Annotated in this window: 25 protein-coding genes; 18 read left to right on the top strand and 7 right to left on the bottom strand. The window is 69.0% G+C overall.

Annotated elements, in window-relative coordinates; genetic code table 11:
• The first annotated feature begins 1 nt into the window (after window position 1).
• The 3 genes from tgmA to tgmC are packed head-to-tail and all read left to right on the top strand — an operon-like array spanning window position 2 to window position 2,452.
• Window positions 2-304, top strand: a complete 303-nt coding sequence (tgmA, locus tag HUT19_RS15815; RefSeq protein WP_176181111.1) for a putative ATP-grasp-modified RiPP — start codon at window positions 2-4, stop codon at window positions 302-304.
• The gene (gene tgmB, locus HUT19_RS15810) at window positions 301-1,272 is read left to right on the top strand and encodes an ATP-grasp ribosomal peptide maturase (RefSeq protein WP_217712264.1); all 972 of its coding nucleotides are present in this window, start codon (window positions 301-303) and stop codon (window positions 1,270-1,272) included. Before tgmA ends, tgmB begins: the two co-directional genes overlap by 4 nt.
• A complete protein-coding gene (tgmC, locus tag HUT19_RS15805) occupies window positions 1,262-2,452 on the top strand; it encodes an ATP-grasp peptide maturase system methyltransferase (RefSeq protein ID WP_176181109.1) in 1,191 nt (396 codons plus the stop codon). Before tgmB ends, tgmC begins: the two co-directional genes overlap by 11 nt.
• Here the strand turns inward: tgmC and HUT19_RS15800 are convergent, their stop codons facing one another.
• The 4 genes from HUT19_RS15800 to HUT19_RS15785 form a co-directional block, all read right to left on the bottom strand.
• A complete protein-coding gene (locus HUT19_RS15800; RefSeq protein WP_176181108.1) occupies window positions 2,453-4,129 on the bottom strand; it encodes a relaxase/mobilization nuclease domain-containing protein in 1,677 nt (558 codons plus the stop codon).
• Window positions 4,130-4,133: 4 nt separating this feature from the next.
• Window positions 4,134-4,505, bottom strand: a complete 372-nt coding sequence (gene mobC, locus HUT19_RS15795; RefSeq protein WP_254886172.1) for a plasmid mobilization relaxosome protein MobC — start codon at window positions 4,503-4,505, stop codon at window positions 4,134-4,136.
• 425 nt (window positions 4,506-4,930) lie between these two features.
• Window positions 4,931-6,097, bottom strand: a complete 1,167-nt coding sequence (locus tag HUT19_RS15790) for a DUF3631 domain-containing protein (protein ID WP_176181107.1) — start codon at window positions 6,095-6,097, stop codon at window positions 4,931-4,933.
• 703 nt (window positions 6,098-6,800) lie between these two features.
• A complete protein-coding gene (locus HUT19_RS15785) occupies window positions 6,801-7,034 on the bottom strand; it encodes an AlpA family transcriptional regulator (RefSeq protein ID WP_176181106.1) in 234 nt (77 codons plus the stop codon).
• A gap of 464 nt (window positions 7,035-7,498) precedes the next feature.
• Between HUT19_RS15785 and HUT19_RS15780 the strand changes: the two genes are divergently transcribed.
• The 6 genes from HUT19_RS15780 (at window position 7,499) to HUT19_RS15755 (ending at window position 13,363) form a co-directional block, all read left to right on the top strand.
• The gene (locus HUT19_RS15780) at window positions 7,499-7,780 is read left to right on the top strand and encodes a helix-turn-helix domain-containing protein (protein ID WP_176181105.1); all 282 of its coding nucleotides are present in this window, start codon (window positions 7,499-7,501) and stop codon (window positions 7,778-7,780) included.
• Window positions 7,781-7,834: 54 nt separating this feature from the next.
• Complete coding sequence (locus tag HUT19_RS15775; protein ID WP_254885592.1) at window positions 7,835-8,962, top strand: site-specific integrase; 1,128 nt, start codon at window positions 7,835-7,837, stop codon at window positions 8,960-8,962.
• A gap of 64 nt (window positions 8,963-9,026) precedes the next feature.
• A complete protein-coding gene (locus HUT19_RS15770; RefSeq protein ID WP_176181104.1) occupies window positions 9,027-10,148 on the top strand; it encodes a tyrosine-type recombinase/integrase in 1,122 nt (373 codons plus the stop codon).
• Window positions 10,148-10,489, top strand: coding sequence for a helix-turn-helix transcriptional regulator (locus HUT19_RS15765; RefSeq protein ID WP_176181103.1), 342 nt, complete (start codon window positions 10,148-10,150; stop codon window positions 10,487-10,489). The genes HUT19_RS15770 and HUT19_RS15765 overlap by 1 nt, the downstream gene beginning before the upstream one ends.
• Window positions 10,486-12,912 carry a site-specific integrase gene (locus HUT19_RS43965; protein ID WP_217712263.1) on the top strand — a complete coding sequence of 809 codons (2,427 nt, stop codon included), beginning with the start codon at window positions 10,486-10,488 and terminating at the stop codon, window positions 12,910-12,912. The genes HUT19_RS15765 and HUT19_RS43965 overlap by 4 nt, the downstream gene beginning before the upstream one ends.
• Window positions 12,902-13,363, top strand: a complete 462-nt coding sequence (locus HUT19_RS15755) for a nucleotidyltransferase domain-containing protein (RefSeq protein WP_176181102.1) — start codon at window positions 12,902-12,904, stop codon at window positions 13,361-13,363. The genes HUT19_RS43965 and HUT19_RS15755 overlap by 11 nt, the downstream gene beginning before the upstream one ends.
• Before the next feature lie 312 nt (window positions 13,364-13,675).
• Here HUT19_RS15755 and HUT19_RS15745 read toward each other — a convergent pair whose 3' ends face one another.
• Window positions 13,676-14,023, bottom strand: coding sequence for a hypothetical protein (locus tag HUT19_RS15745; RefSeq protein WP_037657721.1), 348 nt, complete (start codon window positions 14,021-14,023; stop codon window positions 13,676-13,678).
• 1,423 nt (window positions 14,024-15,446) lie between these two features.
• Here HUT19_RS15745 and HUT19_RS15740 point away from each other — a divergent pair.
• Complete coding sequence (locus HUT19_RS15740; RefSeq protein WP_176181101.1) at window positions 15,447-16,241, top strand: NUDIX domain-containing protein; 795 nt, start codon at window positions 15,447-15,449, stop codon at window positions 16,239-16,241.
• Here the strand turns inward: HUT19_RS15740 and HUT19_RS15735 are convergent.
• On the bottom strand, window positions 16,225-17,271 hold the full coding sequence (locus HUT19_RS15735; protein WP_176186926.1) for an XRE family transcriptional regulator: 1,047 nt from the start codon (window positions 17,269-17,271) through the stop codon (window positions 16,225-16,227). The two genes, HUT19_RS15740 and HUT19_RS15735, sit on opposite strands and share 17 nt — an antisense overlap.
• A gap of 424 nt (window positions 17,272-17,695) precedes the next feature.
• On the opposite strand from HUT19_RS15735, the gene HUT19_RS15730 reads away from it, so the two are divergent.
• From HUT19_RS15730 to HUT19_RS15695, 8 genes are all read left to right on the top strand, one after another.
• On the top strand, window positions 17,696-18,052 hold the full coding sequence (locus tag HUT19_RS15730; protein WP_176181100.1) for a hypothetical protein: 357 nt from the start codon (window positions 17,696-17,698) through the stop codon (window positions 18,050-18,052).
• 2 nt (window positions 18,053-18,054) lie between these two features.
• Complete coding sequence (locus HUT19_RS15725; protein WP_176181099.1) at window positions 18,055-19,410, top strand: FtsK/SpoIIIE domain-containing protein; 1,356 nt, start codon at window positions 18,055-18,057, stop codon at window positions 19,408-19,410.
• Window positions 19,411-19,491: 81 nt separating this feature from the next.
• The gene (locus HUT19_RS15720; protein WP_176181098.1) at window positions 19,492-19,974 is read left to right on the top strand and encodes a hypothetical protein; all 483 of its coding nucleotides are present in this window, start codon (window positions 19,492-19,494) and stop codon (window positions 19,972-19,974) included.
• A gap of 5 nt (window positions 19,975-19,979) precedes the next feature.
• The gene (locus tag HUT19_RS15715) at window positions 19,980-20,651 is read left to right on the top strand and encodes a DUF2637 domain-containing protein (RefSeq protein WP_176181097.1); all 672 of its coding nucleotides are present in this window, start codon (window positions 19,980-19,982) and stop codon (window positions 20,649-20,651) included.
• Between the two features lie 13 nt (window positions 20,652-20,664).
• Window positions 20,665-20,853: a hypothetical protein gene (locus tag HUT19_RS15710; RefSeq protein ID WP_176181096.1), complete on the top strand. Its 189-nt coding sequence runs from the start codon at window positions 20,665-20,667 to the stop codon at window positions 20,851-20,853.
• A 5-nt stretch (window positions 20,854-20,858) separates the two neighbouring features.
• Window positions 20,859-21,050, top strand: coding sequence for a mobile element transfer protein (locus HUT19_RS15705; RefSeq protein ID WP_176181095.1), 192 nt, complete (start codon window positions 20,859-20,861; stop codon window positions 21,048-21,050).
• Between the two features lie 12 nt (window positions 21,051-21,062).
• Window positions 21,063-21,218: a hypothetical protein gene (locus HUT19_RS15700; protein WP_176181094.1), complete on the top strand. Its 156-nt coding sequence runs from the start codon at window positions 21,063-21,065 to the stop codon at window positions 21,216-21,218.
• Window positions 21,219-21,229: 11 nt separating this feature from the next.
• Complete coding sequence (locus HUT19_RS15695) at window positions 21,230-21,535, top strand: SpdD-like protein (RefSeq protein ID WP_176181093.1); 306 nt, start codon at window positions 21,230-21,232, stop codon at window positions 21,533-21,535.
• Window positions 21,536-21,625: 90 nt separating this feature from the next.
• Here the strand turns inward: HUT19_RS15695 and HUT19_RS15690 are convergent, their stop codons facing one another.
• Window positions 21,626-22,831: an IS110 family transposase gene (locus HUT19_RS15690; RefSeq protein WP_176179363.1), complete on the bottom strand. Its 1,206-nt coding sequence runs from the start codon at window positions 22,829-22,831 to the stop codon at window positions 21,626-21,628.
• Between the last annotated feature and the right edge of the window lie 212 nt (window positions 22,832-23,043).

The raw sequence follows: 23,043 nt of genomic DNA, 5'->3' as shown, positions 1-23,043 counted from the left end.
CGTGTTCAACTACATGGACCGATTCCCCACCGGCAGCCCGCTGCCACAGGGACACCTGACCGCCGCTCCTTGGGGCCTGCGCCGCATCGCCCCATACCCGCTCGTAGCGGCGCCGGACTACGTGACGGTGGAACTGGACCCGGCGACGCAGACCGCCCGGTACCTGGACGTGTCCGGAGCGCCCACCATGTCTCCGGGGCACGGCACATCGTCCGGTACCAATCCGTCCACCGGCACCACGGGCCAGGGCGACCGCAACAGCGACTCCCCGGACAGCGACACGGGGAACGACACCGACCAGTGACTCCAGTGACGAACGACGATCGTCCAGTCCTGGTCGTCACGAACCTCGACGACCCGACCGCGGACATCGTGATCACCGAGCTGCACGACCGGGGTGTCCCGGTCGTGCGGTTCGACTCCGGTGACTTCCCAGCCACCCTGTCGTGTTCCGCCTCCATCGGCGACACCGACAGGTGGCGAGGAAGCGTGCAGACCCCGAGCCGGCGAGCCGACCTGGGCGCCGTGAGGTCCATGTACTACCGGCGCCCCTCTGGGTTCGCCTTCCCCCACCTCGACAGGCAGGAAGAGCGGTTCGCCATCGCGCACGCCCGCTACGGGCTGGGTGGCATCCTCACTTCCCTGCCTGGCTGCCTGTACGTAAATCACCCCAACCGCATCGGTGACGCCGAGTACAAACCGGCCGGGCTCGCGACCGCGGCGGCGACCGGCTTCACCCTGCCGCCCACGCTGATCACCAATGTGCCTGACGACGCGCGGGCGTTCATCGAGGATCACGGCCCGGCCATCTTCAAACCCATCTCGGTTCCGCTCTACCTGGTCGACGGCAAGGCCCAGACTGTGCCCGTAACCGAAGTGACCACCGACGAGATCGACGACGCGGTGGCCGGCACCATGCACCTGTTCCAGAAGCGTGTGGACAAGGTCGCGGACGTCCGGGTGACGGTCATCGGCGAGCAGATCTTCGCGGTGCGAATCGACTCCGGCCTCCTCGACTGGCGCACCGACTACGGCACCCACACTTACACGCCCGTCACCGCGCCGTCTGAGGTGGAACATGCCATGCGTGCCTACCTGAAGCACTTCGGGCTTGTCTTCGGGGCATTCGACTTCGCCTTGACCGACTCCGGCGAGTGGGTCTTCATCGAGTGCAATCCTTCGGGGCAGTGGGCATGGATGGAGCCGCCGACCGGGCTGCCCATGACCGCGGCACTCGCCGATCTTCTGGAAGGAGGACTCCGTGGCCGGTGAGCCTGATGCCGAGACAACGGCAGCCGACCTCCGACGGCAGCTGGCCGCCGGACTGGAGAAGGACGGCTGGCTGCGGTCACCTCAGTGGCGGGCTGCCGTTGAGGCAGTGCCCCGCCACGTGTTCATTCCGCGCTTCTACCGGGAGAGCGACGGCCTTGGTGTCACCACCTGGGAGCCGGTCACCGAGACGAACGCCGGCCAGGAAGAGTGGCTCCGACTCGTCTACTCCGACGAGACCTGGATGACCCAGTTCGACGGCCGGGACATCGACTGGGCCGATCCGAAGCCGATCAGCAACGCGGTCCCGACCTCGTCGTCGACGTTGCCGAGCCTCGTGGTCCGGATGCTCGAAGACCTGGATGTGCAGGACGGCATGAACGTACTGGAAATCGGGACAGGCACCGGCTACTCGACTGGACTGATGTGCCACCGGCTTGGCAGTGAGGCCGTGACCTCGATCGAGACGGACGAAGGTGTGGCTCGGCGAGCCCGCGAGGCTCTCGCGAGGTCCGGCTATACCCCTGACCTGGTGGTGGGCGACGGCCGCGTCGGCCACCTCGACGGAGCCCCCTACGACCGGTTGATTGCCACGTGCGGTTTCCGCAACATCCCCCCTGCCTGGCTGGAGCAAGTGCCGCCCGGCGGCGTCATCCTCACCACTCTGCGCGGCTGGATGCGCTCCCTCGGCCTGGTCAAGCTCATCGTCACCGGCGACAGCGCGAGCGGCTGGTTCAGCGAGGGCGACCCGAGCTTCATGATCGCCCGCCAGCAGGATGCGCCGGTGAGCCTCGGCATGGTGCCGGGGCCCGACGATGGCACGAAGCGGAAGGTCACGTACGGGCCGGAAGTCCTCACCAGTTCGGGGCCCGGCTTCATGGCACAGCTCGCGGCGCCAGATGCCCGCTTCTTCTCCATGTCGGTCGACGCCGGGCCGGTGAGCACGTTCGTGCTGGACAGCGGCACTGAATCGTTCGCCGTCCTCACTCCCACGGACAACGGCTGGGAGGTCCGCCAGGGCGGTCCGCGCCGCCTCTGGGACGCGGTCGAGTCGGCGGTGGCCACCTGGGAGGAGTACGGCTCACCGAGCACTGCCGCGTTCGGGGTGACGGCATCCCGCGATGCGCAGGTGGTATGGCTCGGGAACCCGAACGGCCCTCAATGGCTGCTTCCCCCCTCGTGATCAACGCCGCCGAGTTTGATGCTCCTGCGCAGGCGGTACGGCTGGGTGCTCTGGCACATGGCGGGTATTTGCTGCCTGCGCTCTCGGTCCCGGCGCGTGGCGTTCGCCGAGGCGGCGGACGCGCCAAGTAAGGGCGCGGGCGGGTCTGTGGGCATCGTCCAGGGTGCGCTGGCTGACCGCGCGGTCGAGGACCATGGCCGCGTTGTGCCCGGCTGCTTCCGCCTCGGCGAGCACGGTGGCAAGGGCGTCCCAGGCGGGGTCGGTCAGGATGCCTTCGGCGTGCTCGGGGACCGCCTGCTGCACGTGCTGGGCGTAGCGGCGTTTGGTCTGCGGGCTGGGTGCCCGGCTGGCGAGGCCAGCCAGTACCGGTCCGGCGATCTGCACGTACGCGGCCTGCAGGTGGATGAGGGTCTGCTCGGCGGCCGCCTGCTGTTGGGTGTGTCGACGGGTGCGGTGCCAGTGCATCGCGTAGGCGACCGCGGTGAGCGCGACGTCCAGCAGCATCGCCAGGCCAGCGCCGTCTCCATGTCGCGCGGGGTCCTTCCAGATCGCCTGGACACTGCGGCGCAGGGCGCAGGCACTGGCGTCGTCGGCAGCGATGCGGGAGCGGGTGGCGCGCTCGAAGGCGACGGCGGCGCGTTCGAGTTCGGCCCGCACCGTGGCGGGGGCGGTGAGCGGGAGCAGATCGAATGCTGCGCCGAGCGCGGCCAGCTGGCCCTGAGACGTCGGGTCGTCGCCGTGGGTGAGGTGGTGGGGGATGCGTTCGGTGGCGGCGGTGGCCTGGTGCCAGGGGTTGCCCGGCCGGACGGCCTTCGGTTCGGGGGTCGTGGTGGTGAGGCGTTGGCGGATCTTGGGCAGGGAGAGGTCGCCGGCGAGGGTGGAACCGGCGTAGAACACGGGCTCGCCCTTGTCGTTGATGTCACCGGGCAGGGCGAAGTTGCAGCCGAGCGCGTCGCCGGAGGGGCCGCGCTTGAGGCGCACGGTCACGCCAGTGGCCTCCAGCAGGGCGAAGAACTCGGCCTCGTCCGTTGCTGCGGCGACGGCACGGCGGACCCGCAGGCGCAGTACATCGCGGGTTGCCGCTTCCTGACCCAGGCGCTTGGCCTTGAAGTGCTCCTTGCTGGTGGGGCGCTTGGCGGCGGTGCCGTCGCCCGGCTTCAACCGCCTCAGCCGGTAGTCGACTTCGATCTGGCGGGCTTCGCGCTGAACGGCACGCTGGTCGTAGTCGCGCTGGGGGCGCCGGCCGTCCTGGCGGACGAGGGTGGCGGCGATGTGGATGTGGTCGTCGGCGTGGCGGACGGCCACCCAGCGACACGCTTCGGCGTCGCCTTCGGGGGCGATGCCGGCGGCGGCCACGATCCGGCGGGCGATGTCGGCCCACTGGGCGTCGGTGAGGATCGGGTCTTCGGGTGCGGCGCGGACGGGGCAGTGCCACACGGTGTACTTGGGGGCCTTGTCGCCCAGCATCGTCACGGGCTGGTCGAGCTGAGCGGCGAGCTGGGCCTGCACCACTTTCGGGTCGCGGTGGGGGCTGCGGCCGGGGTCGGGGGCGAAGTCGTTCCAGGAGGCCACCAGGTGCGGGTCGACGTGCTCGTTGGCCCGGCCCTTGCCGAAGAGGTAGCCGATCGTGCGGCGGGTGGCGTGGGGCCCCTTGCCGAGGATGATCTTCGGGATCAATGGTTCACCGCGCCTCTGTGATCTGGGCGACGGCGGTGTCCACCGCGGCGATGGACGTCTCGACGCGGTCCAGGAGCCGTTGGACGGTGTCGGGGTGGGGCCAGGAGCCCTCCTTGTTGAGGTGCCAGGTGAGCTGGTTGAGGTTGTTGCCTATGCCGCCGAGCTGCCGGTTGGCGGCCATCAGGGTCTTCACCATCGTGCGGTAGTCGGCGACGGCTGCGGTGGGGTCGTCGGCGCGGGCGGCGGCGAGCGCGCACTCGGCGACGTAGCCGCCGGGCTTCATGCGGCTCAGGGCAGCAGCCTTCTGGACGAGCTCGAACTCGTCGTCGTTGTAGCGGGGATGAACGCGGCGCTCACGCAGTTGCTTGTCACGCAGACGACGACGCGGCGCGGAAGTCTGGGGCGCGTTCGACGACGGCTCGACGGCCTCTCCCCCGGTCGGCTCCCCCGGGCCAGCCGACTCCGGTGCCGCCTCGGCGCCGGATGCCTCCGCCTCCCCTGGGGCGGGGGCCGGGTAAGGACTCCTTATCCGACAACTTGCTGCGCTGTATGGGACTGATGTGGTGTGCATCTGCTGCTGAGCTGTGGGGAGTTCGTGGTGATGTTCGTGCACGGTGGTGCTCCGGGGGTGAGGGGGTGGGAGATGTGTCACGTGCGTCGCATGCGTCCCATGCCTGGTCAGGACAGGTACGGACGCGTGGGCAGGTACGGAGATGTCCGTCCCGGTGAGGACATCCGTCCCCGCGCTGACCTGCGTGGGGACGGATGCGACGCAGTGATACGGACCCAGGGGAAGGCGGGTCAGCGGGCGCGGTTGGGGCCGGCGGGGCCGCCGGGCGGGCCGATGGGCAGCTGACCCGACGGGGCGGCGGGCGGCTTGCCCTGCGCCTGGCGTGCGGGCGTGGCGTCATGCGCGGGGGTGGGCGCCGTCTCGGTGAGGTCGGGGCAGTGCCGGGCCCAGCTGTCCAGAAACCGGTTACGGGCGTACCCCTTGGCCTGCCTGCCCTTGTCGAACCGGTAGTTGGCCGGGCGGATGTCGAAGTCCCGCAGCATTCTGCCCAGGTGGTAGGCGTTGAGCCCGTTGGTGCCGTGCTCTGCCCAGGGGGCGTCGGGGTCCTGGAGCAGGGCGGTGACCAGATCCAGGGAGGACAGGGCTTCAGGGTTGCCGTGTGTCTCGAAGACGCGGTGAATGTCGCGCAGCAACCGCGTCTTCAGGTTGGTCTGCTCGTCCTGGACGGCCTCGAACCGGGTCATTGCCACACAGGCCGCACGCGCACTGGCGGGCCAGTGGCCGCCGGCCAGGTCGGCGATGATGACCAGCGGTTCCCAGGTGTCCGCCGCCCGGTCCTCCACCGGCATGGTCGGCGCCATGCGGCCGGCCGTGCCGCGCAGCGGGCCCAGCCAGGCGGCCAGCTTGTCCCGCACAGCGTTCAGTTCCGGTACGGCGTAGCGCGAGCGGAACGGGGTCACCTTCTCGCCCGGCTTGCGCTTTTGCATGCGGAGCACGACCGCCCGATCTGTGATCGTGTCGGGCAGGTCGCCGATCGAGGCCAGTGCTGCCATGGCGAAGGTCGGATACGGGGTCGGCTTGTGCTCCGGACCGGAGATGCGCCAGGCGGGCCGGTTGCGCTGGTGTCCGGCGTTCAGCAGGCCGCGCAGTTCCTCGTTGTCGCCGGCCTTGCTGAAGATGGTGTCGGCCTCGTCCACCAGGATCGTGCGCGGGTTCTTGCCGATGACGCGGAACAGCACCGCCGTGGACATGTTCACCGTCATGATCGGCTGGCGGACGGTCTCGTGGAGCACGTCCAGCACCCGGGACTTGCCGCAGCCCTTCGTCGGGCCGACGACCGCCAGGCGCGGCGCGTGCTGCAAAGCGGTCTGGATGTGCGTGGCCGCCACCCACAGGGTGACCGCTGTCAGCGCCTCGTCACTGGGCAGCACGACGTACTTGCCGATCGCCGCCCGCAACTCATCCAGCAGTTCCGCACCCTCACCGGAACCCCGTTCCCCAGGGGCTGCTGGTCCCCGAGGAGGCCGGGAGCCGGTCCCGTGATCCGGTCCCCGTGCGTCGACGGGACCGGTCCCCTCCTGCTGGGCGGTTCCCGCCACGGGGTTGTCAGACCCTGGCGACTGGCGAAGACCGTGATCACGGTCCCCATTGCGGTCCCCTGGTGCAACTGCAGCCCCTTGGGGACCGGTCCCCGATTTCCCGCCGCTGACCTGCGAGTTTGCACTGGATGCCGATACGGGGACCGGGACGTGCGGGGACCGAGCAGCGGGCACGTCGCGGGGACGGTCCCCAAGCACCTCGCGGGGACGGTCCCCAACAACCGCATCGACAGACGGCCGGGGACGGTCCCCGTGCGCTTCCGCCTCCGCCGGGTGTTCGACGGTCCCCGACGTGGGGGACCGTGTGTCCTCCTGATCCTGGCGGCGCCAGGGGATGCCTTCGCCGGGGACGGCGGGAGTGGGCCAGCCGGTGGGGGAGGTATTGGTGGTGCTGGGGGACGTGGGGTCCTCCATAGGCGTTCCTCTCCGGTGAGAGGCGGGACGGGCAAGGTCCCGCCCCTCACCAGCTCGTTCGTTCAGGGATGGGCGATCAGTTGGGAAGTTTTCGGCCTTCGGCGTTGGCGCGCCGGGGGCCGCTTCGTTGTCCGCGTCAGACGCGGGGTCAGGCCGTGAGGTCGTACGACGTCTGGGCATCCAGCCACGCGTCCACCTCCCGCCAGCGGTAGCGCAGGTGACGGCCGACCTTGTGGACGCTGGGGCCGATGCCCCGGTACTTCCACTGGTAGAGGGTCTTCACCGGTACCCCGAGGTACGCGGCCACGTCGGCGGGAGTGGCGAGCTGGTCACGCTCGGCGCCGGCAAGGCGCGGGGAGTTGTTCGGCAATGAGGTCTCCATATAGGAATCAGGGTTTGGATGGCAGGCGTGGGCAACGCAGCCACACCACCTGGGAAGCGTCCAGAGTGAATTCTGAAACCCCCGGTTACTTCCCTCGGCGTCGCCGGGGAAGACCAAAACAGTAAGGGCGGATCCCCGGTTGCCGAAATCGCTCCCGCGGAAGCCGAAATTTTCTGCGGCGAAGCAACCGGCCGAGGTGCCGGAATCCGGTACCCCAGCAGCTCAGAGGCGGCGTGCAGCAGTCAGAAGTGACGCGGCCAGCCCGCCGGACACTGCATCCGATAGGTGCTCAAATCGCCCGCCTCATTGACGCGGAGGGAAGGTAGCACAACCTCCCCGCTGAAACGGCTCGTGATGTGCCGGAATTCGACGAGACGAACGCCACTTCGCCTCCGAACGACTTTTGGAGAGTTTTAGAGCTAACTCTTGCCATGGTGCCCGGATGCAAGTTACAGCTATCTGTCATGCCCAACCGACCTGTTGAAATAGGCCCCGCCGGCCTCCACACCGCCCGCGCCATCGAGTACCTACGTCTCGTGCGCGGCCTGACCCAACACCAGCTCGCCGCCCGCTGCACCGCGCTGGGCCGTCCGATGGCCAACACCGCTCTCAGCCGCACCGAACGCGCCCGCCGCCGATGCGACGTAGACGACCTCGTCGCCCTCGCCACCGCGCTCGGCGTTTCTCCCACGGCCCTGCTCCTGCCGCTCCCGTCGCTGTCCGGTGATGACCGGAGGGGGTGCTAGTTGGCGCGGGTCTGGATTGAGGACCGCATAGGGCACGCGGCGTATGCACGGGCCGTGGCGGACGCCAAGCGGGCGGGGCGTACGCCACCGGGGCGCTACCGCGTGCGCTGGTACGACCCCGACGGCAAGCCGAAGATGAAGACCTTCGCCCGCAAGGTCGACGCCGAGGCGGAGCGGACAAGGATGGAGTCGCGTCTCAACGACGGCTCCTATCGCGATCCCGCATCCGCGCGGGTGAAGTTCGCAGAGGTGGCGGAGTCCTGGCTGGCGGCGCAGCTCCACCTCAAGCGCTCAACCCGGGCTCGCTACCGCGGTGTTCTCGACGTCCACGTGATCCCCAAGTGGGGCACCACCCCGCTGGACCGCATCCACTTCGAGGACATCGCCGAGTGGCTCGCGGATCTGCTGTCCGGCGAGGCGACCGGCGGCAGGAAGCTCAGCCCCCGGTCGGCCCGCAAGGCGTACGTCGTCCTCAGCCGCGTTCTCGGCTACGCGGTCAAGGCCCGTCGTCTGGCGGCCAACCCGGCTGTCGGCGTGCCTCTGCCGAAGGCGATGCCCGCTGATCACGTGTACCTCGACGACATGCAGGTCGACGCGCTTGCTAACGCGTCAGGCGCCTACCGGGTGTTCATCCTGCTGCTGGCCTACACCGGACTGCGCTGGGGCGAGGCATCCGCGCTCAAGGTGGGCCGCGTCGACCTGGACGCCTGTCGGGCCCACATCGTGGAGGCGTACGCCGAGGACAACGGCAAGCTCTACCTCGACACCCCCAAGAACCACGAGCGCCGGTCCGTACCAATCTCGCGGTTCCTGGCCGACGAGCTGAAGCCCCACGTCACGGGGAGAGGAGATGACGACTTGCTCTTCACCGCCCCGCAGGGCGGGCCGCTCCGGGCCCGGAACTTCCGTCAGCGGTTCTTTGCGCCGGCGGTCGTAAAGGCCGGGCTGGGGCATCTCAAGGTCACCCCGCACAAGCTGCGCCACACGGCGGCCTCGCTCGCCATCGCCAGCGGCGCGGACGTCAACGTCGTACAGACGATGCTGGGCCACAAGTCCGCGACGCTGACCCTGGACACCTACGGGAACCCTCGGGAATTGCATCAGACGGGCGAGAAACCGCAGGTCGCGAGGTCAGGACGGCGTCCGGTGAGGGCTTCATCCTCCTACAGCTTGGCGGTCTGAGCTGGGGGTTTGGCGATCAGATCCCATCTGATGCAGGATTTGCCCTCCGGAAGGGAGGGCGGAAGTGGGTCTTCAGCGACGTGCCGACCTGGCTGGGGCGGCTCATCTGGAGCTGGTCTCCGGCGTCGTCCAGTTGCGTCCGCAGGACGCGATGGTCGAGGCGATGCTGCGGGGCTGGCGGGCCCAGCAGGCCGCCCGCGGGCTGCGCGAGGACACGGTCACCGCCCGGGAACGGCTCATACGCCGGTTTCTGGAGTACACCAACGAATACCCGTGGGTCTGGACGCCCGGTCACGTGGACGAGTGGTCACTGTGGCTGACCAGCGAGAAGCACCTCGCGCCGTCCACGATCCGCAGTTATCAGGGCGGCCTGCGCCTGTTCAGCGAGTTCCTGATCGACGGCCGTTACGGCTGGGCGGTGGCCTGCGAGGACGCCTTCGGCACCCACCCGGTGGCCATATGCCATGAGTGGAACACCATCGCCCACCTGAACGACTACGAGGGCCGCCCCGAGGCGAGGCCGTTCACCCGCGAGGAGATCCAGCGGTTCCTCGACTACGCCGACGACCAGGTCGAACGGGCGATTCGGGCCAAGCGCAAGGGCGCCCTCGCCGCCTACCGCGACGCCACTCTCTTCAAGGTCATCTACGGGTGGGGACTGCGCCGGACCGAAACGTCGAAGCTGGATGTGGTCGACTTCGGGCGGAACCCGAAGGCTCCGCAGTTCGGCCGGTACGGCACGCTCAACGTCCGCTACGGCAAGGCGAAGAAGGGGCAGCCGCCGCGGCGCCGGAACGTGCTGTCGGTGATGGACTGGGCGGTGGAGGCGGTCGCCGACTATGTGGAGAACGTACGGCCGCGGTTCGGTTGCGAGGACCACCCCGCGTTGTGGGTGACCGAGCGGGGCGGCCGGGTCAAGCCGGCGGAGATCAACGCCCGGTTCGTCGCCTACCGCGACGCCCTGAAGCTCCCGAAGGAGCTGACCGTCCACTCCGCTCGCCACGCCTACGTCACCCACCTCACGGAGGACGGGGTTGACCGGCGGTTTCTGCAGCAGCAAGTCGGTCACGAGAATGACAGCTCCACCGCCATCTACACGCACGTCAGCGACGATTTCATGAACACCATGCTCCACAAGGCACTTGCTCCCGTGCTCGCCCCGACCTCCGCAGACAAGGACCGCTGATGGCCGCCAAGCTCGATTACCAATGGCACCTGCGCAAGGTCATGGCCGACCGCGGGCTCTTCTCCACCACCGACCTCATCCCACTGCTGGACGAACGCGACATCACCCTGTCGTCCAGCCAGGTCTACCGGCTCGTCGTCGAGCGCCCCGAACGGCTCAGCCTGAAGATCCTCATGGCCCTGCTCGACATCCTCGACTGCACCATGGACGACCTCATCGAGCCCGTGGCCACAGCCGGTGCCGGATCAACCACCCGGACCAAGAAGGCCGTTGGCGCCGAGACCGGTGTCGGTGACCTGCGGCCCAAGCGGGCCCGCATCCGCGGTGTCGAGCGGCCGTGACCGCACCCGGGCACCCCGAGCGGGCCGTCTCCGATCCGATCGGGATGATCGTGGACCTGGTCGCGGCCGTCGAACACCGACTGAAGCCCGACCGGATCCGCGCCGTGGTCACTGGCGTCGCGGGCGGCCGCGCGAAGTCACGCCGCCTCGCGGCGCATCTGGCCGAGCATCCCAGCGTGCTGAGCGACGGACGCTCTCCGGCACCCAGGGCGGCAGGCGACCTGCTCATCGCCCTGCGTGAGGCCGGAGCCCAGGCCGTCTCGCCGCCGTGTTGCGCCGAGTGCGGCAGACAGATGCGAACCCTCCAGCGCCGCGGTCAGGACTGGTACTGCGGGAACTGCGGACCGCAACCCGAGTCCTGTGCTGCCTGCGGAATCACCCGCCGGGTCGCTACGCGGGACCGGGCCGGGCGACCGCGATGCGCAAAGTGCCCGGACTCCGACGGACGCGATCCCCTCGGGGTGATCGGCGCCCTGATCGCCGAACTGGACCCGCGGGCAGGGCGGGAAATAATCGCCGACGCGGTCCTCCGGTCGGCACCCCGCCCCTCCTACCACCAGAAACTCGCCTGGGCCCTGGAAGCCAACCCCGCCCTGCTGACCGGGGACGGCCACCTCGCACCCCACCGCGCGATCCTCCGGCTGATCGACCTGCTGCACGCGGCCGGCGTCGCCGGGATCGTCCGGCCGTCCTGCCCCGGCTGTCACAGAGTCGTACGCATCGACAAGCCCCTCGGCGGGCAGCGGGTCTGCCGCACCTGCATCGCCCACTCCCGCATCGAGGAGTGCTCAGGTTGCGGAGCCCGCCGGGAGCCGGCCACCCGCGACGACCACGGTCGACCACTGTGTCCGAACTGCCTCGTCAACGCCCCGGCGAACCTGGAGACCTGCATCAACTGCGGCCGACGCAAGGTCGTGAACACCCGCACGCCGGACGGCCCGCTCTGTCAGAGCTGTCCTTCCTTACCAGTCATGACCTGCAGCATCTGCTGCGAGGACAAGCCCTGCGGCACCTCCCGCACCACGGGCCGACCGTGGTGCCCAGCCTGCCAGCACCGCTCAGCACCGTGCTCGGCCTGCGGGAACGTCGCGGCGGTCGCCTCCGGCACCCTCGACCAGCCCCTTTGCGCGGACTGCACTGCCCCTGAGGTCTGGCACACCTGCCCCACCTGCACCGACCCCCATTACCCGCACCCCGGCCAGTGCGCCCGCTGCCTCATCAACCGGCGCCTCAACGAGCTGCTGGGCCCTCCGTCCGATGCCCTCCACCCCGCCCTCGAAGCCCTCCGGCACAACATCGCCACCGCCGAGCACCCCATCACCGCCAGACGCTGGCTGAACAAGCCGTCCGTCTCCCCGGTCCTGTCCGACCTCGCGGCCGGCCGGCGAGCCCTGACGCACGAGGCACTCGATGAGCTGCCTGACAGCCCGCCCCTCGCCCACCTCCGCCAAGTCCTCGTTGGTGTCGGCGCCCTGCCCGAGCGCGACGAGTACATGGTCCGTCTTGAACGCTTCCTCACTGGCCTCCTCGCGTCCCAGCCGAACCCCGAGCACCGCAAAATCCTGCATCGGTACGCGATCTGGCACCTGGTCCGGCGACTCCGTCGACGCAACAACGGCCGCCCCCTCACCCCGCAGCAGTTCAACTCCGCACGTCAACGCACCCACGCGGCCGTCGCCTTCCTGAACTGGCTCACAGCCCACGACCTCACCCTGGAAATCTGCCGACAGGCCGACCTCGACCGGTGGCTCACCGACGACTCCGCCACCTACCGTCACGTGGCCGGGCACTTCATCCGCTGGGCCCGCACCAACAAGCTCACCACCGCCCACATCCCCGCCGTCCGCTGGAACGGCCCCACCCAGCCACTCGACGACGAACACCGCTGGAATGTCGCACGCCGGCTCCTGCACGACCGCACCCTCAAGCCCGAAGACCGCCTCGCCGGGCTGCTTCTCCTCCTTTACGCCCAAGGGCCGTCGGCCATCCACCGGTTGACCACCGAGGATGTCGAGATCAGCGCCCAGGAAGTACGCCTCCACCTCGGCAATGCACCCGTCCATCTGCCCGAGCCCGTCGCCGAACTGGCTCGCACCGTCGCCGCGAACCGCAAGGGCCACGCGACCATCGGTGCCCTGGCCCCATCCCCCTGGCTCTTCCCCGGCGGCCAGCCCGGACGCCCGATCAGCACCAGACAGCTGACCCAGCGGCTGAACAACCTCGACATCCGCCCCAACCAGGCCCGCAGCACCGCGCTCTTCCAGCTCGCCACCGAGATCCCCGCCGCGATCCTCGCCCGCACCCTGGGCATCCACACCGACGTCGCCGTCACCTGGCAACGTCTCTCCGCGGGCGACTGGGCCAACTACGCCGCGGAAGTCAGCCACCGCTACTCACCCGGGAGGCAGCACGATGCACCGTGACAACCAGCCAGCGAGTCAGCGACCTGCGATCTCACCGGAACGGGCTGCCGAAACGAAAGAGATCATCGACCGCGTCACGCGGTGGGCCGCAGGCCGCCACGACGTCGTCGGTCTCCTACTTGTTGGATCGTGCGCTCGCAATGCCGCACGGCCTGACTCCGACATCGACCTCGTCCTTCTCACGACAGACGAGTCCCAGTACTCCGACAATGCATGGGCCGACGAGCTCGCCCTCGGCAAACTGGTCAGAACCCAGTCGTGGGGACCGATCAGCGAACGACGCTTTGCTACAGCGTCAGGGCTGGAGGTCGAGATCAACATCGGGTCTCCCGACTGGGCACAGACGGACCCGGTGGATGCTGGCACACGCCAAGTCGTCACCGACGGCGCCCGTCCCCTGCACGACCCGGGCACTGTCCTCGCGTCGCTGATCCGAGCCTGCCAATCGTGATGTCCCCGGCAGCGAACGGCCGGCTCAAGGGGCATTCGGACACTTCCAATACCCGACGTCACCATTACACCTCTTTCCCGACCGCCTGGACGAGGTCTCGAAGAAGATGCACAAGCGCCGCTCCAAGCAATTGGCCAAGGCGAAGGCCAAGCTGGAGAAGGCGGAGCGGAAGGCCCGTGAGGCCGCCGAGACAGTGGCCGCCCTGGAGGAAGACGCCGCGTGATGTGTGTCTAACCCGTGCCGGGGCGCCGTAACCGAAGGGGGCACCCCACCGCGCTGATGCGGTGGGGTGCCCCCTTCGTCTTCCTCGGATCAGGTCAGTCGCGGCCGACGGCTTTCCTCCCAGAACCGGTCCATCGCAGCAGCGGCCGCATCCCCAGCCAACCGCTCGATCCTCTCGGGCACCTCCCGCTCGTCGAGGACGAAGAGCCTCCCGCCGACAAGGCGGGTGGTCGTCTTCCAGCCGAGACGCCGTCCCGCCTCCCTGGCGGCACGCCGGACGTCCTTGAGCTCGCCCATCTCCGCAAGATCGTCAGAGCCGAGGATCAGCTGCCCGTAGTACCCCTCGTACTCCGGCCTCAGCGCGGCCAGCATCATCGACTCAAGTCGGTCGATCAGCCTCTCGTGCCGGCGGCGGGCCAGCTCGTCCTTCGCGGGCATATCGCACAGCTCCCCACCTCTGCCCGCAGCACCCATGTGTGCCATATGTGTGCTACGAGTACGAAGGCCCTCCCGTCCGATGGACGGAAGGGCCTCTGACCTGGTGTTTTGCTGTGCCCCCGGCAGGATTCGAACCTGCGACACCCGCTTTAGGAGCGAGGTTGGGCGATCATGGGTCTTACCTGCGGTTTCCCTATCTTTAGCGGAGCCTCGTCGTGTGCACCGCTTCGCGCCACGGTTCCCCGTGAGTCCCCGACCGTTCTGGCACGAGAGTGGCACGGCCCACGCGGTCGGAAAGCCGAACGCTGTGGTCCAACGGGGGTGCACCTAGCGGAGCGCCCACGACGGGCTGAGCCACCTCGCGGTAGCAGCTGCTCCCCATCAGCCCATCCCCTCGGCGGCGGTCCGCTCACGCTCCGGTATCCGTGACGGCGGCGGTACGGCGCTCGGCCCCAGCCGGCCTTTCTGCCTGGCGGCGTCGCCTGGCCCGGATACCGCCCCTTCCGCCGCCAGCCTGTCTCGACAGCACAACGGCTATGGCCGCAGACGGCCACGCTCGTGCCATGTAAGCCGCTCAGCGATGCCGCTGTGCTACCCCCTCGCAGGTGCGGTTTCAACTGCTTGCCCGCCGATCGGGACACCTGTCGTTAGTGGTCGTCATCTGTCGTCGCCGATCCCCCATCTGGCGGCTTGCAGGCCGCCCAGCCGATGGGGCCTTGTGCCTGCCCACGCGGTCGGTGAAGGGGTCGGGCCCCAGCCTAAGCCGGGGCCCGTGGGGCGGTCAGCTCTCCCCGTACGCCTCGACGACGTAGTCGGCGTACAGGTCCAGGTGCCACTGCTCGGCGGCGGTGATCTCGTCCTCAGCCTGCTCGGTGTCCTGGGGGGTGGTGTCGGTCGTCATGGTCGCTCCTTAGCGGGTCGGTGCCGTCGTCCTGATGGGCTACGCCCTGCACGGTTCTGGGAGGGGCCACAAGGTGGAGCACACCACTGTCTGAACGACCTTGTGGCCCCTCCCAGGTTCGTGCTGCCCTCGGGCATCAGGACGGCGGCACCGACTCACGGACGCCCGCCCACGACAACCCGCCCACGGCTGGTCGCTGCACGATCACCTGCACACCACACCCAGCAGCGCACTCGCTTCCACCCCCAGGTGCGGGCACTCACGACCTCCCCAGCCACAGAGGGTTTTCTCGCTCACCCCGCTACACGCGGCGCGCCGCCTGGCGCGGCCAGCCGGGGCGAAGACAGGAGGCAGGCCGCGCCGCCGAGGCGGCGCGCGCCCGCGCCGTGCGCGGGCACTTGATGATGTAGAGAAACTCCTACCGCGCCGTGGCTTGGGTCGCCGGTCGTCTCTGTCGGTGGTCGCACTCCGCGGCTACGCTGGTGCGGGCCAGTCGATGACACCAAGGAGTGTGCTCGCAGGATGGGACCGAAGTCGGAGCGGGTGTACCGCACGATTCGTGAGTGGATCTCGACGGGCAAGTACCCGCCGGGCGTCAAGATCCCTTCTGAGCGCACGCTGTCTGAAGATCTCGACATCGGTCGCACGCAGCTCCGTCAAGTCCTGGCGAAGCTCATCGCTGAGGGTGCCATCGAGGTGCATGGCCGTAGCTCCTACCGTGTGCCGGACCGCGCTGTGACCGTCCAGGCACCGGCCGACTTGGAACCGTGGCAGATTCACGGTGAGCGCACGATCTATGACAACCGTTGGGTGAAGCTCGAACTCGTCGATGTCGAGCCGCCCGGCGTTGAGCGGTTCGAACATCACGTGGTGCGGCTCCACCACGTGGCCATTGCCGCCGTACTCGACGACCGAGACCGGGTCCTCATGCTCTGGCGATACCGGTTCGTTCCGCAGTCCTTCGGCTGGGAGCTGCCCGGCGGCATCGTGGACGCGGGCGAAGATCCCGCCGCAACCGCGCTCCGGGAGGTGGAGGAAGAGACCGGTTGGCGGCCGGACGCGCTGGAGCACGTGATCACGTACCAACCTATGGTCGGCATGGTCGACTCGCCGCACGAGATCTACGTAGGCCGCGGGGCGAAGCACGTCGGGGAGCCGACCGACCTCGAAGAGGCCGGGCACGTCGCCTGGGTACCGCTCGCGGACATCCCTGGGCTCATGGCACAGGGGAAGCTGATGGGGTCGGGAACGCTCGTCGCGCTGCTCCAAGTCCTTGCTTCGCGGGCTGCGGGGAAGTCGTCTACAACCGCTGCGTGAGCTGCTCAATCCGCCGACGGTGACGCACTGATCCAGTGCGGTTCGCCAACAGGCGTGCCTGTCGAAGATGATCGTGGGCTTGGTCGTACTCGCCGCGGGCCAAGTGGGCTTGCGCGAGATCACAGCGAAGTCCTGCTGAGGCTCGGATGAACGTCGGGTCGACCGCGTCCAGTGCACCGTAGAGGCTGCTCACCGCGTCATCGTCGCCGATCATTGCGAGAGCATTCCCGCGCCATCGGCTGAGGTGCCCGTGATTCAGGAAGATGCTCAACATGTCCGGGTCGCGGGCCTCATCGCCGGGTGGGAGGCAACGAACTGCGCTGTCCAGCGCCCTGCGGCAGTCGTCGGGCATTCCGGCTCTGGCGCAGATCTCGGCCTCGGCCGCGTACAGCCACGCTGTAAGACGCGGTGACATCATCCCGCCGCCGAGGCGCTGAGCATCGCGGATCAATTCGACGGCGATTGCGGGGCGCCCTGCGTCGCAGAGTACATAAGCCTGCTCTGCCGTCGCGTGGGCGAGATACATCGGCTCGTCGGCCTCCTTGGCCGCGTGCTTGCCCAACTCGTAGTGACGCCACGCTCGTTCAACGGCTCCAACATCGAGAGCCTGCCAGGCTGCAAGCGTCGCTGCACCGGCGAGAGCGCGGGCCACTGGTCGCCGAGTCTCGGGCAACACAGCGAAGGTGAGGGCGTCTTCAAGCGTCCCCAGATGACCGGTCATCTGGTCGACGAGACTTGCCGCGCCCATCTGCCGATCCATGGTCCGCAGCAATTCGGTCTGATCCATGAACGTCTTCACCATGGTAAGGCTGACGTTTCGAGCCGCATCGATCCGGCTCACCAGCTCGTCGTATCCGCCCACTTCGACCGGTGCCCCTGGTGCGCCGGGCGCGGCGCCGTACAACTCGTCATCGGTGATGCCGAGAAGGGGACGCAGGATCTTGGCGTACCGCTCCGAGATGGTGCGCTTGCCGTTCTCCCACTCCGAGACGTAGACGTGCAGGCTGGCCGTAGCTGCCACCGTGAGCATGTGCTGTCGCGCATAACGCTCTATCTCGCGGACCAACCGCTCTTGCGACCACTCGCGCGCGTTCCTCGCTGCCCGGAGTCCGTTCGCCACATGCACCGCCCTACCTGTGAGTCGGGAGCCGTAACAGCAGCATCCCGCACATCGGTGCAGGTCGTCAGGGGTTAACCCAATCTCTGTTAACCCCTGTTGGCTACCGGCCAGTTGGGCAAAGCGGTTCTCTAGAAGTGTTGCAGGAAGACGAGTTGATTGATCCGACCCTCAACACCGCTTGACATCTGGTGCGCACCAGATGCAACCTACTGGTGCGCACCAGTTGGGAACGCAGGCGCCCGTAGGTCAGCTACGGGCCAAGTCAATGCACAGGAGCGGCGACCCACCGCCAAGCAAGTACGCCGCTCCCGCCCCTCTGAAAGGGAGTTCCATCATGCGTCAGATTCCCGTCGACACTTCCGCCGCCTCCGTGATGGTGGCCCAACCCCCGCAGCCCAAGGTCAAGGACCGCCGCACTGGCGAGCGTGCGATGGATGCCGAGACCGGTGCCGCGCTGATGACTGTGGACGTGATGTTCGTCCTCGACGGCAATGCCGAGATCCTGAGCCTGACCGTCCCGGAGACCGGCATCTCCGGTGAGCTGGCGATGGGTACGCCGGTGGCGCTCACCGGGCTGATCGCCCGGCCGTGGGAGAACGAGTTCAACGGGCAGAAGCGGCACGGGATCGCCTTCCGCGCGGTCGCCGTCACCTCACTCGCCGCCGGTGGTGCGCAGTCCGAGGCAGCCTGACCATGACCTCGTTCACGGTCGCTCTGGTGCTGGTCGTCGCCACTGCGGGTGTTCTGCGGTGGCGACGACCCGCCTGGTACTGGTTGACCTTCGGTGTCACCTTCGCCGCCCTGCGGGTCCTGATCCGCTACACCTCGGTCATGGACGCCTGCGGGCTGACGGTCCCGCCCTCGCGGTGGCGGCTGGCGCTCGCCCGTATGAGCCACCGGCCGGTACCCGAGTACCAGGCCCCGCGCATCCTGCGCGTCAAGCCCACCCGGACCGGTCTGGTGCTGCGGCTCAAGCTCCGGCCCGGTCAGGATGCCTTCGACGTGGCTGCGGCGTCGGATCGGCTGCGGCACTCGTTCGGGATGTACGGGGTCACCTCTCGCGAATTGCGCTCGGGTGAGGTCGAGGTGCGAATGACCGGTTACGACGTGCTCAAGCGGGTGCAGATGCCCGCCAAGGTCGACCGCTCCCCGATGCGGGTCCCGGTCGCCCTGCGCGAGGACGGCAGCGTGCACTACCGCGACTACCGCGCCGTCCCGCACGCCCTCACGCTCGGCGCCACCGAATCAGGGAAGTCCGTCTATCAGCGCAACCTGGTAGCAGGGCTGGCCCCGTTGGATGTGGCTCTGGTCGGGATCGACTGCAAGCAGGGGGTTGAGCTGTTCCCGCTGGGACGCCGGTTCTCGGCGCTGGCCGACAACCCCGACACTGCCGCCGAACTCCTCGGCGCCCTGGTGACCCACATGGAGGCCGTCTACCAGCTCATACGCGCCGATCAGCGCATCAGTGTCGCCGTGCCGGATGCGGAGATCGCGGCCGACATCTGGGATCTGCCGGACGACGTCCGCCCGGTGCCCATCGTGGTCTTGGTCGACGAGGTGGCCGAACTCGCCCTCTTCGCCAGCAAGGAGGAGGAGAAGCGGCGGGACCGGATCATCACCGCCCTGGTCCGCCTGGCCCAGCTCGGCCGCGCGGCGGGGGTCTATCTAGAGATCTGCGGGCAGCGCTTCGGCTCCGAACTCGGCAAGGGCATCACCATGCTCCGCGCCCAGCTCACCGGCCGCACTGCCCACCGTGTCAACGACGAGACCTCGGCGAACATGGCCTTCGGCGACATCGCCCCGGACGCCGTCCTCGCCGCGATCCAGATCCCCGCCGAGGCCCGTGGTGTCGCGATCGCCGGTGATTCGACCGGCGGCTGGTCTCGCATCCGCGCCCCGCACACCACGCTCCGGCAGGCGGTGAATACCTGCAACCAGCATGCCGACCGCACCCCTGACCTGCCCGAACTCGCCCCCTTCCGTCCCGCAACCGCGGGCGCCACCCCGCCCCCCGTGCCGCTGTCCAAGGCCGCCCCGGCGACGACCTGACCTCTTCCCGTACCTCGGTCGGCGCGACCGCATCGCGCCACGTCCCTACCCCCGCCATGCCTGAAACGAGAGGAGACCGCGATGTTCTGCGAGCACTGCGGCGATATCGACGGCGACGAGACCGGCATCGACCACGACGAACGTGACTGCCCCTGGCTGGACACCGACGGCGACCCCGTACCGGTCGACGCTGCCGAGCTGGCCGACACGCTCCAGGCCGCTGCGGACGGCTCCCCGGCCCACAGTGCCGCGATCGGGCTCCTCATCGGCCACGGCCTGTGGATCAAGCGTCTTGCCGAACGGCCCGGCCTGCTCCTGATCGACTACTCCGGCCCTTCCCCGGAGGCGTATGGCATCGACTGGCTCAAGGTCGTTGAGGCCTTGGCCGCGAAAGAGTTGGCCGCGTCCAGCGGGGAACTGCGCATCCTCGCCATTGCCGCATCCCTGGCCGACACCGCCGCCCGCATCCCGCTCGGCGACGCCGTCAGCAGCCTGGACGCGACCAACCTCGACCTGGTCCTGACCGCCATCGCCCAGGCCAACGGCCGCCCCCTGGCCCGGTGACCGCCATGCCGTCTCGTCTGCGCATCGATGCCGTGCTGGTTCAGGCCGTCATCGCCGGTGCCCTGTCCTTCGCCCACCTGCACGACCTGGCCGCGGCTGCTGGGCAGGACGGGTGGAAGGCATGGGCCTACCCGGTCAGCGTGGACCTGCTGCTTGTGGCGGCCTGGCGTCGGCTGCGCAACTCCGGCCCATCCCGGCTGGCCTGGTGCTGGTTCCTGATCGCCTTGTTCGCCTCCCTCGGCGCCAACGTCGCCACCGCGGGCTTCCTCGACCTGGCCCACCCCCCGGCCTGGCTGCGGTTCGGCATCGCCGGATGGCCTGCCCTGGCCTTCCTCGGCGGAACGCTCCTCGCCCACTCCGCCACGGACCGGGAGCCGGGTCCGCCGGCACCCGCAGCACCCGAACCCCGAACCGCCCCGAAACCGGAGCCGGAGCCGGTCGCCGCTGCCACCGAAGCTCCGGCCCTGGCCACCGCGGATCCCGATCCGGCTCCGGCGCCAGCCAAACCGGCTCCTGCTCCTGAACCACCGGTCCCGGCCGCACTGGTCGACCACGCCCGCAAGGTCGCCGACGACCACCACGCCCGCACCGGCCACCGCATCGACACCGACACCCTTCGCGCCCGCCTCGGCGTCCCGCCCCAGCTCGCCGACGCCATCGCCGCCCAACTCACCTGAGGGGACTCCCACCATGCGCCCCTTCCGAGGCGACCGTGAGCTGACAGCGGCCGAACACCTTGACGCCGCCCGCGACATGGCCGACACCGGCCGACCGACCCTCGCCCGTCTGCTGGCCGAAGCTGCCGCCCGGCAGGACACCGACAACGCCACCGCCATCCTCGACCGCCATCCTGACCCGTCCACCCAGCGAAAGGACTGACCAAGATGCCCGCCCGTGACCACTTCCACTCGGTGATGCGGATCGGCCCCGTGCAGATCGGCACCTACCGCGACCGCCGCGCCCGCACCAAGCACGCCGCCGTGTGTACCGCCGACCGCTGCGGCTGGTCCGCCGACTACTCCAGCCCCTCCGCCGCCCAGCTCGCTGCCCGCACTCACCGCTGCACCGCCCGATAGGAGCCAATCGCCGTGAACGTCCCGCTCTGGTTCGCCCTCGCCGTCGTCGGCTACCTCGGCTGCAAGCTCATTCGTCCCCCGCTCTGGCTCGTCCTGGTGCTGCTCCTCGGCGGCTACCTCATCGCGGACACCACCCTCGCCCCGGTCATCGACACCACCATCAAGTAGGGAGACGCACCATGCTCCGCCCGAAGATCCCCACCAACCCCACCCCGACCGGCGTCACCATCCCGATCCCCATCGAGCCGACCGCCATCGCACAGCGCCCCCCGGCCCCGGCGCCCGCGGCTGTCCCGGCCGCTCCCGTGTCGTCCCGGCCCACCGTCCAGCTCACCCCGAGCGCGGTGATCGGCGGCACCGCCGTCGTCCTGGTAGTCGGCGCCGTCCTGGTCTCCATGCTCCTCGCGGTCGCTATCACCGCCGCGTCGGTCGCCGTCTGCGCCCTGGTCGTCCGCTCGGTCCTCACCTCGCAGAAACGCCGCTGAACGGCCACCGGGTGGCGCACAAGCCGCCAAGCACGCCGCCACCCGGGGCGTCCCTTCCAACCGCAGTCGAAAGGAATCTCAATGATCGTGTCAAGCCGCCTGCGTGACCGGTGGGGCGGGGGTGAACGGCCTTTTGTCACGCAGCATCGCCCACAGCACGTCGACCCGGCGGCGGGCGAGTGCGAGCAGGGCCTGGGTATGCAGCAGGCCCTCGGATCGTTTCTTGAGGTAGTAGTCCCTGGACGGACCGGGCCGCATCATCGCGGTCTGCGCGGCCAGGTAGAAGATGTGTCGCAGGCGCCGGTTGTAGCGCTTGGGCCGGTGATAGTTGCCGCTGCGGCGGCCGGAGTCCCGCGCGACCGGGGCCAGGCCGGCGTGGGAGGCAAGTCGGCCGGCATCGCGGTAGCCCGACAGGTCCCCGACGATGGCGACGAACTCGGCGCCGAGGATGGGCCCCATGCCGGGCATGGACTCGATGACCTCGGCGCGGTCGTCGTCGCGGAAGGTTTCGCGGATCTCCCGGTCGTTGTCCTTGATCCGCTCGTCCAGCGTCAGCAGCTGGTGGGCGAGGTCGCAGACCAGCTTGGCAGCCCGTTTCTCGCCGGGCAGCACGGTCATCTGGGACTGGGCGGCCTCCACCGCCTTGGTGGCCACGGTGTCGGCGCTTCGGACCTTGCGGCGTTCCAGCCAGGTCGTCAGCCGCTTGACGCCGATCCGGCGGAGGGCTGCCGGGGTCTGGTACTCGGTCAGCATGACGATGGGCCCCTTGGCCGCGGAGTAGTCGAAGGCCCGTTCCAGCGCGGGACAGATCCCGACCAGCAGGTCGCGGAGCCGGTTGATCAGTCTCACCCGGTCGGCGATCAGGTCGGCCCGGTAGTTGGTGAGCACCTGGAGGGTGGTGACCAGCTCCGGGGGTGTGTTCAGCGGGGCGAAGTCCTTCGGGCGCATGCGGGCCTGGTCGGCGATGACACGGGCGTCCTTGGCGTCGGTCTTGCCCTCCCCACGGTAGGCGCCGGACATACGGTTGACCGTCCGGCCGGGCACGTAGACCACCTGCTGGCCGTGGGCAATCAGCAGGGCCAGCAGCAGGGTGGAGGCCCTGCCGGAGATATCCACCGCCCACCGCACTTCATCGGCCCGCTCACGGGCGGTGTCGATGAGGGCGAGAATCTGCGACTCGTCGTTGATCACCTTCGTCGAGAAAAGTGTCTCGCCGTCGGCGTCGACCGCCACCGCCCAGTGATGCCCCTTGCCGGCGTCGATGCCGACCCATATCCGCGTGTGAGACGTGCTCAAACTCGTTGCTCCGTTCCACCGTGACCAGCACCTTTCGTGGTCCGAGGAACACTCCGCCAACAGGTCCCTAACCAGCGATGACCGCAGTTCTCAATCAGTGGTCGGAGCGTCCCGGAGGACCGGGCGGCCATTCCTTTCGAGCCACGAACGGCAACCCACCATCAGCCACACCCGGTCCTCCCGGACCGCCAACATTCTTAGGGAACCACCAT

Source organism: Streptomyces sp. NA02950 (assembly GCF_013364155.1).
GTDB lineage: Bacteria > Actinomycetota > Actinomycetes > Streptomycetales > Streptomycetaceae > Streptomyces.
This window is presented reverse-complemented; position numbering and strand designations above follow the sequence as displayed.

Bases quoted from the DNA above. Each gene is read 5' to 3' on its own strand.
- HUT19_RS15730 (WP_176181100.1), top strand. From the start codon at position 17,696: ATGCGTCAGATTCCCGTCGACACTTCCGCCGCCTCCGTGATGGTGGCC.
- HUT19_RS15735 (WP_176186926.1), bottom strand. From the start codon at position 17,271: ATGCTCACGGTGGCAGCTACGGCCAGCCTGCACGTCTACGTCTCGGAG.
- HUT19_RS15695 (WP_176181093.1), top strand. From the start codon at position 21,230: ATGCTCCGCCCGAAGATCCCCACCAACCCCACCCCGACCGGCGTCACC.
- HUT19_RS15765 (WP_176181103.1), top strand. From the start codon at position 10,148: ATGGCCGCCAAGCTCGATTACCAATGGCACCTGCGCAAGGTCATGGCC.
- HUT19_RS15785 (WP_176181106.1), bottom strand. From the start codon at position 7,034: ATGGAGACCTCATTGCCGAACAACTCCCCGCGCCTTGCCGGCGCCGAG.
- HUT19_RS15740 (WP_176181101.1), top strand. From the start codon at position 15,447: ATGGGACCGAAGTCGGAGCGGGTGTACCGCACGATTCGTGAGTGGATC.
- HUT19_RS15780 (WP_176181105.1), top strand. From the start codon at position 7,499: ATGCCCAACCGACCTGTTGAAATAGGCCCCGCCGGCCTCCACACCGCC.
- HUT19_RS15725 (WP_176181099.1), top strand. From the start codon at position 18,055: ATGACCTCGTTCACGGTCGCTCTGGTGCTGGTCGTCGCCACTGCGGGT.
- HUT19_RS15745 (WP_037657721.1), bottom strand. From the start codon at position 14,023: ATGCCCGCGAAGGACGAGCTGGCCCGCCGCCGGCACGAGAGGCTGATC.
- HUT19_RS15710 (WP_176181096.1), top strand. From the start codon at position 20,665: ATGCGCCCCTTCCGAGGCGACCGTGAGCTGACAGCGGCCGAACACCTT.
- HUT19_RS15720 (WP_176181098.1), top strand. From the start codon at position 19,492: ATGTTCTGCGAGCACTGCGGCGATATCGACGGCGACGAGACCGGCATC.
- HUT19_RS15705 (WP_176181095.1), top strand. From the start codon at position 20,859: ATGCCCGCCCGTGACCACTTCCACTCGGTGATGCGGATCGGCCCCGTG.
- HUT19_RS15715 (WP_176181097.1), top strand. From the start codon at position 19,980: ATGCCGTCTCGTCTGCGCATCGATGCCGTGCTGGTTCAGGCCGTCATC.
- HUT19_RS15755 (WP_176181102.1), top strand. From the start codon at position 12,902: ATGCACCGTGACAACCAGCCAGCGAGTCAGCGACCTGCGATCTCACCG.